Below are 17,674 nucleotides of genomic sequence, written 5' to 3'. Positions count from 1 at the left end.
TGTTCGAGCCGTTTATTAATTCACCAAAGCGGTCAATGAATACCCAGAGCCGCGTATTCCTTTTCCACTTTCTTTGTTTCTTTCTTGGAAAAGCCACCCATAACTTCCAGCGCATACCGAAGCCTTGAACGGGTCATGTCCGGGCCCAGAAGCGCCATGGAATCCATCACGGACCAGGAGTTCGGCGTACCAGCCACCGCCACAAAGATAGAGAACATGAAATCACCCATCTTCAGCTCCATGGCCTTGGCCAGGGCCTTGATGTCCGCGAAGATGGTTTCCTTGCTCCAATGGCGCTGGGCTTCAAGCTTCCACAATGTAAACTGCAGAACCCGCTTGATCTGAGCTTCCTCCAGTTTGTTGTGGGCAAAGTCTTCCGGCTTCAGGTTGAGCATACCGGAGAACATGAACTGAGCCATGGGCGCCACATCCGAAAATACCTCTGCCCTGCCCTTGATGTGGGGCACCAGAGCACGCAGGGCATCCTCGTTGAACCACCACTGGCGCATGCGCTCCATGAACTGCTCTTCGGTCAGCTCTTCACGCAGCCACTGGCCGTTCAGCCAGCGAAGTTTCTCCACATCGAACACCGGGCCACCAAGGGACACACGCTGGATGTCGAAATTCTCGATCATCTCGTCCAGGGTGAACTTTTCCCGCTCGTCCGGCATTGACCAGCCCATACGCCCCAGGTAATTGGTCACAGCCTCCGAAAGAAAGCCCATGCGCTCATAGAAGTTGATGCTGGTGGGGTTCTTGCGTTTGGACAGCTTGCTCTTGTCCGGATTACGCAACAGCGGCAGGTGACAGAGCACCGGCATCTCCCAGCCAAAATACTGGTACAACAGCTTGTGTTTGGGCGCCGAGTTGATCCACTCCTCACCACGCAAAACATGGGTAATTTCCATCAGGTGATCATCAACCACATTCGCCAGGTGATAGGTGGGCATGCCATCGGACTTGAGCAGAATCTGGCAGTCCACCTGAGCCCAGTCGATCTCAATGGTGCCCCGAAGCGTGTCGTCGATCTCGCAGACGCCCTCATCGGGCACTTTCATGCGAATCACATATGGCTCGCCTGCATCAAGGCGGCGCTTCACTTCATCCTCAGGCAACTCCAGATCGCCCTTGATGCCCGGATTCAAGCCCTGAGCCTTGCGCTCTTCCCGAATGGCTTCGAGCTCTTCCGGTGTGCGGAAGCAGTAAAACGCATGCCCGGCCGTGACCAGGTCCTCGGCATACTGGCGGTAGGAGTGCTTGCGCTCGGACTGGCGATAGGGGCCGTGAGGACCACCGACATCGGGGCCTTCGTCCCAGTTCAGACCAAGCCAGCGAAGCGCCTTTAGAATGTCCTGCTCGGACTCCGCAGTACTGCGGGCCTGGTCAGTATCTTCGATACGCAGGATGAACTGCCCGCCGTGCTGACGGGCAAAACACAGGTTGAACAGGGCCACGTAGGCGGTACCAACGTGAGGGTCACCCGTAGGTGACGGAGCAATTCGGGTACGTACAGTCATGAAACCTTCCTGAAAAATCGGTGGCCGTTTTGTAAAGCGGGCATTATACCGGCCATCGTCGGGTTTCGCATGATCAGCAAGTTAACAGGCGCACCATAGACTGCCAGTAGAAAGTTTCTTTTGCCGACCCCACACCAATTTGTTACATTATAACATTACACAATCGCATTGCAGGATCTCATCTATCATGCGCGTTCCCGAAAAGGCACTTTCTCTGGCACTTGGTGCCGGCACCCTTTTGATCAGCGGCGCACTTCAGGCCGAGCCCCGTATTGTTACCTCCATCAAACCGGTGGAACTGATTGTCAGCGCCATCGCAACGGACGACATGCAGACGACCACCCTGGTTCCACCTGGCTCCAGCCCCCACAACTACACCATGAAGCCATCCCAGCGTCGGGCACTGGAAAACGCCGACGTGATTTTCTGGGTCGGGCCCGACATGGAAACCTTCCTTAATCGCCTCCTGGCCGGGCAAGAATTCAGTGGTCGAACGGTCGCGCTCATGGATGCCGAAGACGAACCCGCAGAAGTTACCCACGATGAACACGCCCACGACGACCACGCGGACGATCACCATGGCCATGCTCATGAAGAGCAGACCAAGAAGGAAGAGCACCACAACGAGGGACATGGACACGGCCATGATCACGGAGACGGCGAAGACCCGCACATCTGGCTGGATCCCGAACTGGCCATCGAAATGGCCGGGACGGTCCGCGATGCTCTCTCAAGACTGGAAGGTGTTGACGCTGGCGCGTTAAACGAGAATTTCGAGCTGTTCAAAGCCAGCGTTCGAGAAACCGATGCCAATATTCGCGACCGCCTTGCACCGGCCCACGACATCAGCCTGTTCGCCTATCACGACGCCTTTACCCGGTTTGCCGAACACTATGAACTCAAACTCGAGGGCGTTCTGACCCTGAACCCGGAGCTGTCGCCGGGGGCACGGCATATCGCGGAGGTGCAGGAAAAACTACGCAACGCCAACCACCCATGCCTGCTGACCGAACCGCAGTTCAACCGGCAGTGGTGGCGTTCGATCACGGAGAATTTGAACGTCACCTTCAGCACCTGGGACCCCCTTGCCACCGATATTGAGGCAACGGCCCAGGGCTACAACAACTTCCAGCACAGCATTGTCGACGCGGTACTCAACTGCCTACCAGAGGATACTGAGCATTAACGGAATGGTGACGATGGCCAGCAAGGTCTGGCCACTGATGATGCCCGCCATCAAGGGGGCATCACCACCCAGTTGCCGCGCCAGGATGTAGGCAGAGGTGGCCGTGGGGAGCGCTGCCAACAGAACCGCCACCTGCACCAGCATTCCTTCTAGACCCAGCAACATTGCCAGTCCGGCGGTCATCATCGGAAACCCGATCAGCTTCAACGTAGACGCGACAATAAATGGCAGGGTCGCACCTCGCAGGGCTTTCAATTGAAGCCCGGCACCGACCGTCATCAGCCCCATCGGCAACGCCAGATTACTGAGCGGCTCGAGAATGCCGCCGATCAGCGGATGGAATCCGATCTCGAAAAAGCTCCAGACCACACCAATCACCGAGCCTACGATCAGCGGATTGGTCACAATCGCCTTGAAGACCGGCACCAGCCTCACCGGCCCTTCCGCGGCCACCAGCGAGAACATCAGTATGCAGAGCAGGTTCAGCAACGGCACCATGATGGCCACGGCAATTGCGGTCAACGAAAGTCCCTGATCCCCCAGCAGCATGCCGCCAGCCGCCAGCCCCACATAGGAATTGAACCGGATTGCCCCCTGGTAAACCGACGAGAAGACCGGCCCGGACCAGCCCCAGAACCATTGAGCAAATGCCAGAACCAACGTCATCGCGATCAGCATGGCCCCGATCAGCAAGGCAATATCGCCATAGGCGGAAGCCGGCAACCGCGCCTGCCCCAGCTTGAAAACAAGCATGGCCGGGAACAGCACGTAGTAGGTAAAGCGCTCCGCCTGCGGCCAGAAATCGCCACCGGGAAAGTCAATGCGGCGGAACACATGCCCGAGCATGATCAGGACAAATACCGGCAGCAGAGCCTGCACCATCAGGGGCATACGTTCAAACTCCAGGGCAAGGTTGTTAACTTGGGTTTTATGGGAGTACAGTTAAAGAAGCATGAAATCATAGCAGAAGGAGTGCTTCTCCTTCAGGGAGGATTTTTGCTATGGACGCATCAAAGCCCAGACTTTGCAGGCTTATCTATTTCAGCAGCGTTTCTTCACATCTGCAGGAATCAGATCTAGACGACATCCTCGCGGAATCCATCAAAAGAAACGAGCGGGACGGCATCACCGGCTTGCTGGCTTATGATCAATTCAATTTCATGCAGGTTTTGGAAGGTGAGGAAGATGCCGTCAACAGACTCTATCTTGGCATCACTGCCGATCCTCGCCACCAGGATGTTCGGCTGATCCAGTACGAGCAAATCGATCATCACCAGTTTGACGATTGGGCAATGGCTCTCGCGAAGCTTCCCGAGGTTCCGGGCAATTACATCAACAAACTTTATGGTGGATTCAAGCCCCAGCTGTTCTCCACTAGAGACGCTCTAATCTATTTCAATTTTCTCCGCAACTATTTGAAACGCGCTGCCTGAAGCCCGTTATAGATTTCGCCAAAGCCTTACGGAAATCGGAAACCAATGCCTGTTAAACTACGACTCTTGTTTTCAGCGTCGTACTTTTATAACCCGTTTTTTGTCGACAACAGGTATCGCAATGTCTGGAATACCATCTCAGGAAACCATGCTGCACAACTCCGGCCCCTCCCGCCGCTTCTGCGTGGCCCCGATGATGGATTGGACCACCAGCCACTACCGTTATCTGGCGCGCCAGCTCAGCCGGAACACCCTACTCTACACCGAGATGGTCACCACCGGGGCGTTGATCCACGGTGATACCGCACGTTTTCTGCGCCACGATGAGGCCGAATACCCATTGGCCCTTCAGCTTGGCGGCAGTGACGCCGGCGAACTGGCGCACTGCGCCGGGCTGGCCCAGCAATACGGGTTTGATGAGGTTAACCTGAACGTCGGTTGCCCCAGCGATCGGGTGCAGAACAACATGATTGGCGCCTGTCTGATGGGCCACCCCGACACGGTGGCGGAGGGCGTTCGGGCCATGATTGAGGCAACCGACCTGCCGGTCACTGTGAAGCATCGGATCGGTATTGATGGCCGGGAGTCCTGGGACGATCTCTGCGAGTTCGTGGAAAAAGTGTCTGATGCGGGTTGCCGGACGTTTATCGTGCATGCCCGAATCGCGATCCTTGAAGGCCTGAGCCCCAAGGAAAACCGTGAAGTCCCACCGCTCAAATACGATTGGGTATATCGGCTGAAAGCGAAATACCCGCACCTGGAGATCATCATCAACGGCGGTATAAAGACCTTCGATGAATGCCACGAGCACCTGCGGCATACCGACGGCGTGATGCTGGGCCGGGAGGCCTACCACAACCCCTGGCTGCTGGCAGGTGTCGATCCGGAGTTTTTCGGGGAGGCAGCGCCGGTGGAAACCCGGCATCAGGCGCTTAGGGCCATGCTTCCGTTCATCCAGAGCGAACTCGAGCGGGGCGTATACCTCACCCACATGACCCGACACCTGCTGGGCCTGTTCCACGGCCAGCCCGGTGGCCGGCAGTTCCGTCGCTACATCAGTGAGAACGCCCATAAAACCGGCGCAGGCCTGGAAGTTATCGAGACCGCGCTGGAAAAGGTGCGTGAACCGTCAATGCCGGAGATTGCCGAAGCTTAACCGCAGGCAATTTGCCCCCATACCTTTTGTTGTCTTGTTCCTGTCAGAGCAGCCCGTTATTGTAGGCGTATAGCCAGCGCCCGGGATTCGGGCGCACCAATAACAGATCAACCGGGACGACAGGACGAATGACCAGCAAGCTCGACCAACTGAAAACCATGACCACGGTAGTGGCGGATACCGGCGATATCGAAGCCATTGCAAAGTGGCGGCCGGAAGATGCCACCACCAACCCATCCCTGCTCCTCAAGGCGGCCGCTTCCGATGCTTATCGTCCCATGTTGGACAAGGCTGTGACGGAAGCCCGCCGCCATGGCGGCTCAGACGCCGAGCAGTTAACCATGGCCACCGATATGCTGGCCGTGCTCGCTGGCCGGGAAATCCTGAACCTGATTCCTGGTGTGGTATCCACCGAGGTCGACGCCCGGTTGTCCTTCGATACCGCCGGCACGCTGGAGCGAGCCCGCCGCCTGGTTGAGCTGTACGACAAACAGGGTGTCGATACCAGCCGCGTGCTGATCAAGATTGCTTCCACCTGGGAAGGTATCCGGGCTGCCGAGCAACTGGAGAAGGAAGGCATTCGCTGCAACCTGACACTCCTGTTTTCCTTCATCCAGGCGGCCGCCTGCGCCCAGGCCGGTGCCTTCCTGATCTCTCCGTTCGTTGGTCGTATTCTGGACTGGCACCTTGCCAACACGGGCCGCGACAGCTACCCGGCGGCGGAAGACCCCGGTGTGCTGTCCGTCTCTCGCATCTACAATTACTACAAAGCCAACGGTTTCAAGACGGTGGTGATGGGCGCGAGCTTCAGAAATACCGGCGAAATCGAGATGCTGGCCGGTTGCGACCGCCTGACCATCAGCCCGGCCCTGCTGCAGGAGTTGCAGGACGACCAGGGCGACCTGCCTCGTCGTCTGATGGCTGATACCGCCAGCTCACCGGATCAGTTTGGCACCATTGACGAAAAGCTGTTCCGTTGGGAGTCCAACGAGGACGCCATGGCGACCGAAAAGCTGGCCGATGGCATTCGCCGGTTCACAGCCGACCAAATAGAGCTGGAAAACCGGGTTCGGCAGCTCGCCAGGGCCGCCTGAAACCGGGCCTCAAACCAAACACAGGAGTGGGATTGTCCGATCATGATCGAGAGCCTGAAAAAACTCTTTGCGGCACCGGAAGCTGAGAGCGAGAAACCGGATTCTCACCAACTGGCCGTGGCTGCAACCGCGTTGATGGTTCAGGTTTCACGGATCGACCAGCACGAGGACGAACGCGAGCTACAGGCCATTGTCGACGGGGCTGTGAAAGCGCACCAGGTCACCCGGGCCGAAGCAGAGGAAATTCTGCAGGATGCCCTGAACCACGCAGACGATGCCACATCACTCTACGAATTTACCGGCCAGATCAACGAGCACCTCGACCAGGAAGGCAAGCAGGCCCTGCTTGAAAGTATCTGGCGCGTGGCTTTTGCCGACGGTCGCATCGACAAGTACGAAGAACATCTTATTCGCCGCATGGCAGACCTGCTGCATCTTAATCACCGGGAGTTCATGCAGGCGCGGCACCGGGCGCAAGACGCCGGTTCTTGAAAGGAGACAGCATGCTAGCGATTCTTCATCCCAATACCTCCCTGGACAGCGAGGAATACAGGCAGACCATGCACTACCTCGAGAATCTCCCGAACGTCACGGTTCGGGTTCACGAGGTCCAAGGTGCCACCCAGAGGTTGACCGAAATCTATCTGCTCGGGGATACCAAACCCCTGAACAAGGAAGAGATCGAGGCCTTGCCAGCGGTTGAACGGGCGATTCGTATCTCGGAAGACTACCGTATTCTGGGCCGTCACCGGGATGATCGCCGGCAAAGCGGTTTCACCTACAACGGTGTCGAGTTCAACCAGTCCAATCTGAACATTTTTGCCGGCCTTTGCGCGGTCGATGTGCCCGAGCACGTCGAAATGATGATGCAGGCCCTTGAGGACAACGGCGAAGTCTGCACCCGGATGGGCGCCTACAAGCCGCGCACCAACCCCTACTCGTTCCAGGGGCACGGCAAGGGCTGCCTGCCCTGGGTGTTCGAGAAGGCTGGCAAGCACGGTATCAAGGTGATCGCCATGGAGATCACTCACGAGAGCCACATCGAGGAAATCGACACCTGCCTGGAGAAACTGGGCAGACCCACCGGCGTCATGCTGCAGGTCGGTACCCGAAACACCCAGAACTTCGAACTGCTGAAGGCCATCGGCCGCCAGAGCACCTATCCGGTACTCCTCAAGCGCGGCTTCGGGATTACCCTGAACGAATCCCTCAACGCCGCGGAGTACCTCGCCAGCGAGGGCAACGCGAATGTTATTTTCTGCCTGAGAGGCATGAAAACCGAAGCTGGGCAGCCGCATCGGAACATGGTGGATTTTGCCCATGTGCCTGCGGTAAAACGGCTCACCCGTATGCCGGTGTGCGTAGACCCGTCCCACTCGGTTGGCAGCCGCGAACAGTCTCCAGACGGAATTCTGGATGTCATGCACGCCACCGCACAGGGCGTGATAGCGGGCGCCAACATGGTGCTGGTGGACTTCCACCCCAAACCGGAAAAGGCGCTTGTAGATGGGCCCCAGGCGCTTCTCATGCAAGAATTGCCGGCCTACCTGGAAGATATTCGCCTTTGCCATGATACCTGGAAGAAGCGCCAGGCCATTTATGAACGCCTGAAGGATGACGCAGCGGAATGATTGTCTACGGACACAGAGGCGCAAAGGGAGAAGCCCCGGAAAACACCCTCCCGGGATTTGTTCATGCTCATCGGCACGGTATCCGGCATTTCGAGCTGGATCTGGTGCTGTCAAAGGACGGCAAGCCGGTTCTTGTGCATGACCTTTCGGTGGACCGCACCACCAGTCAGAAAGGCAGCATCAGCCAGTACACAGCGGCCGAACTTGCAGCCATGGACGCTCGTCGGAACACCAGCTCCTGGCCCAAACCTACAGGGATCCCCGCCCTGGAAGACCTTCTCGATCAGTTCGACGACATCGAACACCTGCAACTGGAGGTCAAGAAGGATACGCGTCAGCGGCTGAACATCCTGAGCAATCGGCTGACCGAGGTGATCCAGCGTCGCAACCTTTACCAGACGGTGGCGATAACCTCGTCAGATACCTGGTTCCTGAAACAGATCCGGAGGCGTAACACAAACATCCGCATCGGCCTCGTAGCGGAACGAAAGTTTCCACGGCCACTGAGCATGGCAAACCGGCTTGGCTGTGACTACCTCTGCATCAATTGGAAGCTGTGCTCAAAAATGCTGGTTGAACAGGCCCACCGCAGGGGTATGCATGTGTCCACCTGGACAGTGAACCGGATTCACGACATGCTGCAACTGGAAGCGATGGGGGTGGACAGCATCATCACCGATTATCCGACAAGCACACGCATGTTTTTCGATAATCGCGCCAGATCGGCGCTGTCGCTCCCCCAGAGTCAGGACGGAGTTACCCCGAACCAGGAGGCCGTCTCGGCGGGTTGAGAGCAAAAAATTGAATCAAAAGAAAACGGGGTCGGAGGAATGCTTTCCTCGGACCCCGTTTTCTATAGCAGCCTAGAAAATTCGATTCAGGCCATTCAATGCGGCAACCCGGTAGGCTTCCGCCATGGTCGGGTAATTGAACGTGGTATTGATGAAGTAGTTCAGAGAGTTGGCCTCTCCTTCCTGATTCATGATTGCCTGGCCGATGTGAACGATTTCTGCGGCCTGGTCACCGAAACAGTGGATACCCAGAATCTGGCGGGTCTCCCGGTGGAACAGGATTTTCAGCATGCCTACCGCTTCTCCGGTAATCTGCGCGCGGGCCAGATCCTTGAAGAACGCCTGTCCAACCTCGTAAGGCACCTTGGCTTCAGTCAGTTCACGCTCGGTTTTCCCCACGGAACTGATTTCCGGAATGGTGTAGATCCCGGTCGGCACATCGGACACAAAGCGGAAGTACTCGTCATCAACAATGTCTGAAGACGCCGAACGGCCCTGGTCATAAGCCGCGCTTGCCAGACTCGGCCAGCCGATCACATCACCCGCCGCGTAGATGTTCTCCACCTCGGTGCGGTAGTGCTCATCAACCGCCAGTTGACCCCGACCGTTGGGCACCAGGCCAATGTTCTCCAGCCCCAGCTTCTCGGTGTTGCCACTGCGCCCGTTGCACCAGAGGAATGCATCCGCACGGATTTTCTTGCCGGACTGCAGCGACAGCACCACGCCGTGGTCATCACCCACAACCGACTCGTACTGCTCGTTGTGGCGCACCAGAACGCCGTTATTGCGCAGGTGGTAACTCAGGGCATCGGAAATTTCGTCATCCAGGAACGACAACAGCCGGCTACCCGGGTTGATCAGGTCGACCTTCACGCCCAACCCAGCAAAAATCGACGCGTATTCTGAGCCGATAACGCCAGCGCCATAGATAATCAGGGTTCTGGGAGTATGGGACAGGTTCAGGATGGTGTCCGAGTTATAGATACGGTGGTGACGGAAATCCACATCTGGCGGCAGATAGGGCCTGGACCCTGTGGCGATAATCGCCTGCTTGAAGTGAAGGGTCTCGGAGGACTTGCTGCCACGGACCTCAATACGGTTCTGGTCGATGAAAAAAGCCCGCCCGTTGATCAGATCCACCCGGTTGCGGGAATAGAACTGGGTTCGGAGCTTGACCTGCTTGCCAATGACCTTCTGGGCGTTCTGAAGTACCCGGGGGAAGGAGAACCAGCGGGGCTCCCCGATGTCCCGGAACATCTGATTGGTGTTGAAGGTAATGATCTGTTTGACGGAGTGGCGCAGCGCCTTGGAGGGGATGGTGCCCCAGTGAGTACAGTTCCCGCCGACGGTAGGCTTGTCCTCGATGATCGCGACACGTTTGCCATGTTTCGTCGCATTCATCGCCGCGCCTTCGCCGGACGGGCCGGCGCCGATAACGACGACGTCGTAATGATGTTCTGCCATGCGCGCAGTGACTCCTTATCTACGTCGTGAAAAGTTGATTGTAATTATCAGAAACAGATCAGTGCTTGCTGGTATTGCTGGCGTCGTAAGCCAAAGCCTCGGGCTCTTTGCACTCGTTGGCCAATCGCTCATTTTCTTCTTCGCACTTCTGGGTGTTGCCGCCGCAGATATCACAGGACTGGCTGATACCGAGCGCGCCAATCCCGCCGCAGGTTCCACTGATGGGCTTGCGGCCCAGAATTACGCCGATGGACATGGCTGCAACCAGCAGCACTACAATAAACAGAACCAAAAGAAAGGTACCCATATTGCCCTCCCCTCATTGAGTCACGTAGGACGAAAAAGCCGGCGTCTGGTGTGTCTCGAAGCCCTCTTCCGTCCTGACAATAAAATAGGCCGGGATGTTTTCCCTCACCGCAAGCTCATTGGCCTGCTCATAGCCCATCACGTTAAAGCCGGTCGCAAGGGCGTCCGCTGTCATACAGTCGTCTGCGATAACGGTTACCGACGCCAGCCTGTGCGCAATCGGTTTACCGGTTTCAGGGTCTATTGTATGGGAATAGCGACGCCCTTCCGATTCGTAATAGTTACGATAGTCACCCGATGTTGCCATAGCACGGGATTCGAGCGCCACAACCCGGTTCACCTCGCGCCCCTCAGACACCGGTTGCTCGATGGCCAGTCGCCAGGTGCTGCCATCCGGTTTGCGGCCGTTTACCCGAACCTCGCCGCCAATTTCCACCAGATAAGCCTCGATACCCTCGTTTTCCAGGAAACGGGCTACCGCATCCACTCCGTAGCCTTTGGCAATCGCCGAAAGATCCACGTATTGCGGTGGTGTCGCGCGCACGGCGGGCGGATCTGCCCGCAGTTCAAGCTTTTCGTAGCCAGTGGCGGCAAGAGCCATGGCAAGCGATTCTTCCGACGGCACCTGTTCTGGCCTTGCCTGGGGCCCGAAACCCCATAGATTCACAACCGGACCGATGGTTACATCAAAAGCGCCGCCAGTCATCGAGGAGATCTCCCGGGCTTTCTGGAGCACCTCAAACAACCCGGCTGAAACGGGAACCCATTCGGATTGATCGTTCAGTTGGTTAAAAAGGGACAGCTCAGAATCATCGCGCCAGGTCGACATTGACGCATCGACGTCTTCAAGCACCTCATCGATGCCACTGGCCAGAGTTTCGAGCTTCTCCGGATCCTCGGTCAATACGACATTGATGTGGTAGCTGGTGCCGAACACGGGGCCGGAGATTTCCCAGATTTTTTCTTCTGGCTGAAACGAACAACCCGCCAGAACGGCAAAGACCAGCGCTGTGAAAGCGCTGGCCAGGGCCACCCTGGCGGGTCGTACCATGCGGGATGTCATCAGGACTGCTTAGCCTCCAAAGTCATCCAGCATGATGTTTTCATCCTCAACACCAAGATCCTTGAGCATCTTGATGCAGGAAGCGTTCATGATTGGGGGCCCACACATGTAGTACTCACAGTCTTCCGGAGCCGGGTGGTCCTTCAGATAGTTTTCGTACAACACGTTATGGATAAAGCCAGTCGGCCCTTCCCAGTTGTCCTCGGGCAGCGCGTCGGAGAGCGCAACGTGCCACTCGAAGTTTTCATTCTCTTCCTGCAGCCCGTCGAAATCTTCCACGTAGAACATCTCGCGGACGCTCCGAGCGCCATACCAGAAGCTGATCTTGCGCTTGGAGTTCAGGCGCTTGAGCTGATCGAAGATATGAGAACGCATGGGCGCCATACCGGCACCGCCGCCGATGAACACCATTTCAGCATCGGTCTTCTTGGCGAAGAACTCACCGAACGGCCCCATCACGGTTACCTTGTCACCCGGCTTCAGGTTGAAGACGTAGCTGGACATGATGCCCGGCGGGTGATCGGTGCCCGGAGGCGGCGTGGCGATACGAATGTTGAACTTGAGAACACCCTTCTCTTCCGGGTAGTTCGCCATGGAATAGGCCCGGATGGTCTCTTCCTTGTTAATCGCCTTGTAACGCCAGATGTTGTGCTTGTCCCAGTCTTCGTGGAACTCTTCCTCGATATCGAAATCCTTGAAGTCGATCTCGTAGGGAGGGCACTCGAGCTGAACATAACCGCCGGCCCGGAAGTCCACTTCCTCGCCTTCGGGCAGCTTGAGCACCAGCTCCTTGATGAAGGTGGCCACGTTGTGGTTGGAGATAACCTCGCATTCCCACTTCTTGACGCCGAAGAACTCTTCCGGCACTTCAACCTTCATGTCCTGTTTCACAGGAACCTGGCAGGACAGACGCCAGCCTTCTTTCTCTTCACGGTTGGTGAAGTGGGTCTTTTCCGTCGGCAGCATGGCACCGCCGCCTTCCAGCACCTTGCATTTGCACTGTGCGCAGGTACCACCGCCGCCACAGGCAGAGGACAGGAAAATACCGCTGTTTGCCAGGGTACCGAGCAGCTTGCCGCCGGCTTCGGTCTTCAGCGTGTGTTCAGGATCATCGTTGATCTCAATGGTCACGTCACCGGTGCTTACCAGCCTGGACCGGGCCGCAAGAATCACTGCGACCAGGGCCAGAACGATAACGGTGAACATGACCACGCCGAGAATAATTTCTGTATTCATGGTCTCGCCTTTTCGTTAAACCGAATCACCGGGTGAATTACAGTGAGATACCGGAGAAGGACATGAAGCCCAGGGACATCAGACCAACAGTAATGAAGGTGATACCCAGGCCACGGAGGCCTTCCGGAACGTCACTGTATTTGAGCTTCTCGCGGATACCTGCCAGCGCAATGATGGCCAGAGCCCAGCCGAGGCCGGCGCCAAAGCCATACACCACACTCTCGCCAAAGGTGTAGTCACGCTCCACCATGAACAGCGAGGCACCCAGAATGGCGCAGTTCACCGTGATCAGTGGCAGGAACACACCCAGAGCGGCGTAGAGCGCCGGGATATACTTGTCCAGAACCATTTCCATGATCTGGACAATAGCCGCGATTACACCGATATACGTCAGCAAGCCGAGAAAGCTCAGGTCTACGTTGGGCAGGCCTGCCCAGTCCAGGGCCCCTTCCCGCAGAATGCTGTTGTACAGCAGGTTGTTCACCGGCACGGTTACGGTCAGTACCACCACCACGGCAATACCAAGACCCGTCGCCGCCTCGATCTTCTTGGAGATAGCCAGGAATGTACACATCCCCAGGAAGAAGGCCAGCGCCATATTCTCAACGAAAATAGCCTTCAGAATCAGGCTGATATAATGTTCCATCAGAAAGCCTCCTTGGCGACATGGCGGGACATTTTATAGTCCGGCTCTTCAACCTGCTCCGGCTTCCAGGTCCGCAGACCCCAGATGGCCAGGCCGATAATGAAGAACGCACTCGGCGGCAGCAGCAACAGACCGTTCGGAATGTACCAGCCGCCTTCGTTGACCACCGGCATCAGGGATACGCCGAACAGGGAGCCGGCACCCAGAAGCTCGCGGAAGAAGGCAACGAAGATCAGGAGTACGGAGTAGCCCAGACCATTGCCAACGCCATCCAGGAAGCTCAGCCAGGGGCCATTCTTCATGGCGAAACCTTCCGCGCGGCCCATGACGATGCAGTTGGTGATGATCAGGCCAACGAACACCGAAAGCTGCTTGGAGATCTCATAGGCATAGGCCTTGAGCACCTGGTCAACCACAATTACCAGAGAGGCGATGATGGTCATCTGCACGATGATCCGGATGCTGCCCGGGATCTGTGTGCGTACCAGAGACACGGCCAGGTTGGAAAATGCGGTAACGGCGATAACCGCCATACACATAACCAGAGTGACGTTCATGCTGGTGGTTACCGCCAGCGCTGAACAGATGCCCAGAATCTGCAGGGCAATCGGGTTATTGCTGAAGATCGGTTCGAAGAGAACCTGTTTGGCTGATGCATCTGCCATGATCAGACCTCCCCTTCACGAAGTTTTTGCAGGAACGGCGCGTACCCGCGGTCGCCCATCCAGTAGTTGACCAATTGTTCAACGCCACGGCTTGTCAGGGTCGCACCAGAAAGAGCATCAACCTTGTGCTCCTTATCCTGGGCATCGGCGCTGACGCCGCCCTTGACCAGTCGCACCTGGGGTTCGGAACGGTCTTCGTTGTAGACCTCCTTACCAACCCACTGGCGCTTCCAGCGCGGGTTGTCCACCTCACCGCCAAGACCCGGGGTTTCTGCGTGCGCATAAAAGCCCAGACCTTCGATGGTGTTCAGATCGCCCTCGAGGGAAATGAAGCCGTAAAGGGTGGACCAGAGACCGTAGCCGTGGATCGGAAGAACCACGCGATTGATCTGGCCGTTCTCACTCATGGTGTAGACCTTGGCAACATTCGGACGGCGCTTGATACCAGCCTTGTCTTCAGAAGACGGAATGTTGGTGGACATCTGAGGGTCCGAAGCGGCCTTGTACATGTCGTACTTCATGGGGTCCTGGACACCCACGTTGGAAGGCTCGACGAATTCACCTGTATCCAGATCGACCAGCCGGACGTCAAAACGCGCAAACGCCTCTTCGATCTGCTCAGCGCTGGAGCCAGACTCCAGCATGCCAGCGGCAGACAGAATGTTGGTCTTGATATCCAGGTTCTGGTTCTGGATCTGGGCCGGGCGAAGCAGAACCGCCGCCGTGGAGACCACGACGGAGAATACAATACTCAGCACCAGTGCAACGATCAGCGTACGGGAGACAGTTTCTTTAGCTTTAGCCACGAGCAAGCCTCCGTTTGATGTTGGCCTGAACCACATAATGGTCCATCAGCGGCGCGAACAGGTTAGCGAACAGGATGGCCAGCATGATGCCTTCCGGGAAGGCCGGGTTGATCACGCGGATCAGAACCGTCATTACGCCCACCAGAATACCGAAGCACCAGCGGCCGGTGTTGGTCATTGCCGCAGAAACTGGATCCGTTGCCATGAACATCATGCCGAAGGCGAATCCGCCCATGACCAGATGCCAGTGCGCCGGAATGGCGAACATCGGATTGGTTTCAGAACCGATAATGTTCAGCAACAGGGACATACCGATCATGCCGATCAGCACACCGCCAACAATCCGGTAGCTGGCGATTTTCATGGCCAGCAGGATCAGACCGCCGATCAGTACCGCAAGCGTTGAGGTCTCACCCATGGAGCCCTGAATGGTGCCCATGAAGGCGCTCATCCAGCCAATTTGCGCTTCCAGGGCTTCCAGGCCGCCACTTGCAGCCCAGCTCAGCGCGGTGGCACCACTGAAACCATCAACCGCGGTCCAGACGGTGTCACCGGAGATCTGCGCCGGGTAGGCAAAGTACAGGAACGCACGGCCGGTCAGGGCCGGGTTCAGGAAGTTCTTGCCAGTACCGCCGAACACTTCTTTACCGATGACGACACCGAAGGTGATACCCAGGGCCACCTGCCAGAGCGGAATGGTGGGCGGGCAGATCAGTGCAAAGAGTACAGATGTAACGAAGAAGCCTTCGTTCACTTCGTGACGACGCACAGTGGCAAACAGGACTTCCCAGAAACCGCCGACCACGAAGGTCACGAAGTAAATGGGCACGAAGTAAGCCATGCCGTACACGAAATTATCCCATACGCCAGCACCGGCGCCGGTAATGGCAAGCGCCTGGATAAAGGCAGTACGCAGGCCGCCGTCAGCGACCATGGCATCCGGGTTAGATGCCAGGAAACTGTTGGCCTGATAGCCGATGTTCCACATACCGAAGAACATCGCCGGGAAAGTACACAGCCATACCGTGATCATGATGCGCTTGAGGTCAACGCCGTCACGCACATGGGCAGTGGTTGAGGTTACCTTGCCGGGAGTGTAGAAAATGGTATCCACGGCCTCATACAGCGCGTACCAGCGCTCGTACTTGCCACCCTTTTCAAAGTGATGCTCGATTCCATCGAGAAACTGTCTGATAGCCATCGTATTAGCCCTCGATCTCGATTCGGGTCAGGTTCTCGCGGAGAATCGGACCATATTCATATTTGCCCGGGCACACGAATGTGCACAGCGCCAGATCTTCTTCATCCAGCTCCAGCGCACCAAGCTTCTGTGCCATCTCTGTGTCACCGACAATCAGTGAACGCAGCAGCTGCGTCGGCAGGATATCCAGAGGCATGATCTGCTCGTAAGCGCCAACCGGGACCATCGCCCGCTCACTACCGTTGGTCGTGGTGGTGAAGTTGAAAAGCTTGCCACTGGCGAGCTTGGACAGATATATGTTCAGCACCGAGAAGCGGTTCGGGCCCGGAGACAACCAGCCCATGAACTCACGCTTGTTGCCTTCTTCAAGCACGGATACCTGATTGGCAAAGCGGCCAAGGTAGGCGCAGGGGCCGTCGCCACGGCGACCACCGAACACGGAACCCGAAATCGCGCGGACCTCGCAATCCGTGGCAACTTCGCCGTCCAGAAGCTCCTCAAGGCTGGCACCCAGGCGGGTACGCACCAGGCGCGGCTTCAAAGCCTTGGGGCCACCGATCGCGACAATACGTTCAACCGGCACTTCGCCGGATTCAAACAATTTGGCGATGTCGATGACGTCCTGGTAATTGATGCTCCAGACGGTCTTGCTGCCGGATACCGGGTCCAGATGATGGATGTGGGTACCAACATTACCCGCGGGATGCTTGCCATCGAACTGGTGGACTTCAACGGCGTCGGTCTTGGGAACCGCCACGTTGGATCCTGGCTTGCCGGTAACAAAGACTTTGCCTGCGGTCAGCTTGGTAAGCAGTTTGAGGCCGTTTTCAAATGCCTGACTGTTCTCGCCAATGATGACCGTCGGGTCCGCTGCCAGCGGATTGGTGTCCATGACCGACACAAAAATGGAGTTGGGCGCGGAGTCAATCGCGGGAACCTTGCTGTAAGGCCGCGTCTTGAACGCCGTCCAAAGCCCGGATTCCACCAGATTGTCTACCACCTGCTGGCGTTCCAGGCCGGCAAGATCCGCGTCGCTGTAGCGCGCAAAGGTCTCAGCCTCATCGCCATCGATTTCGATAACGATCGACTGAAACACACGACGCTCACCACGGTTAATCTCTTTCACCACGCCGGCGGCGGGTGAGGTATAACGAACGCCTTCGGTCTTCTTGTCCGTGAACAGCAGCGTACCGCGCTTGACACGGTCTCCCTCTTTCACAGCCATCGTCGGCTTCATGCCGATGTAGTCAAAACCGATCAACGCCACGTGGCGAACGGGTTTGCCGTCTGTAATGGTCTGTTCGGGAGCGCCGCTGATGGGAAGATCCAGGCCTTTTTTGATCTTGATCATTAGCCTCATCCAATCATCAGAAACTTTTCAATGGATTCGTAACGCCCGACACCTGCGGCCCAGAAAAACCATGAGAAACGGAGTGCCAGACGTACCCAAAATCGCGCCAATTATAGAGATTAAGGAAT

Annotated in this window: 18 protein-coding genes; 7 read left to right on the top strand and 11 right to left on the bottom strand. The window is 57.0% G+C overall.

Annotated elements, in window-relative coordinates:
• Window positions 1-32: 32 nt before the first annotated feature.
• Window positions 33-1,517 (bottom strand): glutamate--tRNA ligase, encoded by a 1,485-nt coding sequence (gltX, locus tag ABNF92_RS18095; protein ID WP_349342930.1) that lies wholly within the window; start codon window positions 1,515-1,517, stop codon window positions 33-35.
• 187 nt (window positions 1,518-1,704) lie between these two features.
• On the opposite strand from gltX, the gene ABNF92_RS18090 reads away from it, so the two are divergent.
• Window positions 1,705-2,703 (top strand): zinc ABC transporter substrate-binding protein, encoded by a 999-nt coding sequence (locus ABNF92_RS18090; protein ID WP_349342929.1) that lies wholly within the window; start codon window positions 1,705-1,707, stop codon window positions 2,701-2,703.
• Here the strand turns inward: ABNF92_RS18090 and ABNF92_RS18085 are convergent.
• Window positions 2,680-3,594, bottom strand: coding sequence for an AEC family transporter (locus ABNF92_RS18085; RefSeq protein ID WP_349342928.1), 915 nt, complete (start codon window positions 3,592-3,594; stop codon window positions 2,680-2,682). The two genes, ABNF92_RS18090 and ABNF92_RS18085, sit on opposite strands and share 24 nt — an antisense overlap.
• A gap of 110 nt (window positions 3,595-3,704) precedes the next feature.
• On the opposite strand from ABNF92_RS18085, the gene ABNF92_RS18080 reads away from it, so the two are divergent.
• The 6 genes from ABNF92_RS18080 (at window position 3,705) to ABNF92_RS18055 (ending at window position 8,808) form a co-directional block, all read left to right on the top strand.
• Window positions 3,705-4,136 (top strand): BLUF domain-containing protein, encoded by a 432-nt coding sequence (locus ABNF92_RS18080; RefSeq protein ID WP_291906887.1) that lies wholly within the window; start codon window positions 3,705-3,707, stop codon window positions 4,134-4,136.
• Between the two features lie 121 nt (window positions 4,137-4,257).
• Window positions 4,258-5,292: a tRNA dihydrouridine(20/20a) synthase DusA gene (gene dusA, locus ABNF92_RS18075; RefSeq protein ID WP_349342927.1), complete on the top strand. Its 1,035-nt coding sequence runs from the start codon at window positions 4,258-4,260 to the stop codon at window positions 5,290-5,292.
• Window positions 5,293-5,420: 128 nt separating this feature from the next.
• Window positions 5,421-6,386 carry a transaldolase gene (tal, locus tag ABNF92_RS18070; RefSeq protein ID WP_349342926.1) on the top strand — a complete coding sequence of 322 codons (966 nt, stop codon included), beginning with the start codon at window positions 5,421-5,423 and terminating at the stop codon, window positions 6,384-6,386.
• Between the two features lie 42 nt (window positions 6,387-6,428).
• On the top strand, window positions 6,429-6,878 hold the full coding sequence (locus tag ABNF92_RS18065; protein WP_291906878.1) for a TerB family tellurite resistance protein: 450 nt from the start codon (window positions 6,429-6,431) through the stop codon (window positions 6,876-6,878).
• A gap of 11 nt (window positions 6,879-6,889) precedes the next feature.
• On the top strand, window positions 6,890-8,017 hold the full coding sequence (locus ABNF92_RS18060; protein WP_349342925.1) for a 3-deoxy-7-phosphoheptulonate synthase: 1,128 nt from the start codon (window positions 6,890-6,892) through the stop codon (window positions 8,015-8,017).
• Complete coding sequence (locus tag ABNF92_RS18055) at window positions 8,014-8,808, top strand: glycerophosphodiester phosphodiesterase (RefSeq protein ID WP_136629788.1); 795 nt, start codon at window positions 8,014-8,016, stop codon at window positions 8,806-8,808. Before ABNF92_RS18060 ends, ABNF92_RS18055 begins: the two co-directional genes overlap by 4 nt.
• Window positions 8,809-8,880: 72 nt before the next feature.
• Here the strand turns inward: ABNF92_RS18055 and sthA are convergent, their stop codons facing one another.
• Genes sthA through ABNF92_RS18010 form a run of 9 tightly spaced genes read right to left on the bottom strand, consistent with a single transcriptional unit; the run spans window position 8,881 to window position 17,546 of the window.
• A complete protein-coding gene (gene sthA, locus ABNF92_RS18050; RefSeq protein WP_136629789.1) occupies window positions 8,881-10,272 on the bottom strand; it encodes a Si-specific NAD(P)(+) transhydrogenase in 1,392 nt (463 codons plus the stop codon).
• A 58-nt stretch (window positions 10,273-10,330) separates the two neighbouring features.
• Window positions 10,331-10,579, bottom strand: a complete 249-nt coding sequence (nqrM, locus tag ABNF92_RS18045; RefSeq protein WP_349342924.1) for a (Na+)-NQR maturation NqrM — start codon at window positions 10,577-10,579, stop codon at window positions 10,331-10,333.
• Between the two features lie 12 nt (window positions 10,580-10,591).
• Window positions 10,592-11,641: an FAD:protein FMN transferase gene (locus ABNF92_RS18040; protein WP_349342923.1), complete on the bottom strand. Its 1,050-nt coding sequence runs from the start codon at window positions 11,639-11,641 to the stop codon at window positions 10,592-10,594.
• Between the two features lie 9 nt (window positions 11,642-11,650).
• Window positions 11,651-12,877: an NADH:ubiquinone reductase (Na(+)-transporting) subunit F gene (gene nqrF / locus ABNF92_RS18035; protein ID WP_136629792.1), complete on the bottom strand. Its 1,227-nt coding sequence runs from the start codon at window positions 12,875-12,877 to the stop codon at window positions 11,651-11,653.
• Window positions 12,878-12,914: 37 nt separating this feature from the next.
• Window positions 12,915-13,523 (bottom strand): NADH:ubiquinone reductase (Na(+)-transporting) subunit E, encoded by a 609-nt coding sequence (nqrE, locus tag ABNF92_RS18030; RefSeq protein WP_104320397.1) that lies wholly within the window; start codon window positions 13,521-13,523, stop codon window positions 12,915-12,917.
• Complete coding sequence (locus ABNF92_RS18025) at window positions 13,523-14,188, bottom strand: NADH:ubiquinone reductase (Na(+)-transporting) subunit D (RefSeq protein WP_153633578.1); 666 nt, start codon at window positions 14,186-14,188, stop codon at window positions 13,523-13,525. Before ABNF92_RS18025 ends, nqrE begins: the two co-directional genes overlap by 1 nt.
• A gap of 2 nt (window positions 14,189-14,190) precedes the next feature.
• Window positions 14,191-14,994, bottom strand: a complete 804-nt coding sequence (locus tag ABNF92_RS18020) for a Na(+)-translocating NADH-quinone reductase subunit C (protein WP_349342922.1) — start codon at window positions 14,992-14,994, stop codon at window positions 14,191-14,193.
• A complete protein-coding gene (locus ABNF92_RS18015; protein WP_064228852.1) occupies window positions 14,987-16,195 on the bottom strand; it encodes an NADH:ubiquinone reductase (Na(+)-transporting) subunit B in 1,209 nt (402 codons plus the stop codon). Before ABNF92_RS18015 ends, ABNF92_RS18020 begins: the two co-directional genes overlap by 8 nt.
• 4 nt (window positions 16,196-16,199) lie before the next feature.
• A complete protein-coding gene (locus tag ABNF92_RS18010; protein WP_069183241.1) occupies window positions 16,200-17,546 on the bottom strand; it encodes a Na(+)-translocating NADH-quinone reductase subunit A in 1,347 nt (448 codons plus the stop codon).
• Window positions 17,547-17,674 lie beyond the last annotated feature (128 nt).

The organism is Marinobacter sp. MMG032 (genome assembly GCF_040112695.1).
GTDB lineage: Bacteria > Pseudomonadota > Gammaproteobacteria > Pseudomonadales > Oleiphilaceae > Marinobacter > Marinobacter salsuginis.
Note: the sequence above shows the minus strand (reverse complement) of the source record. Positions and strands in the feature narration are given on the sequence as shown.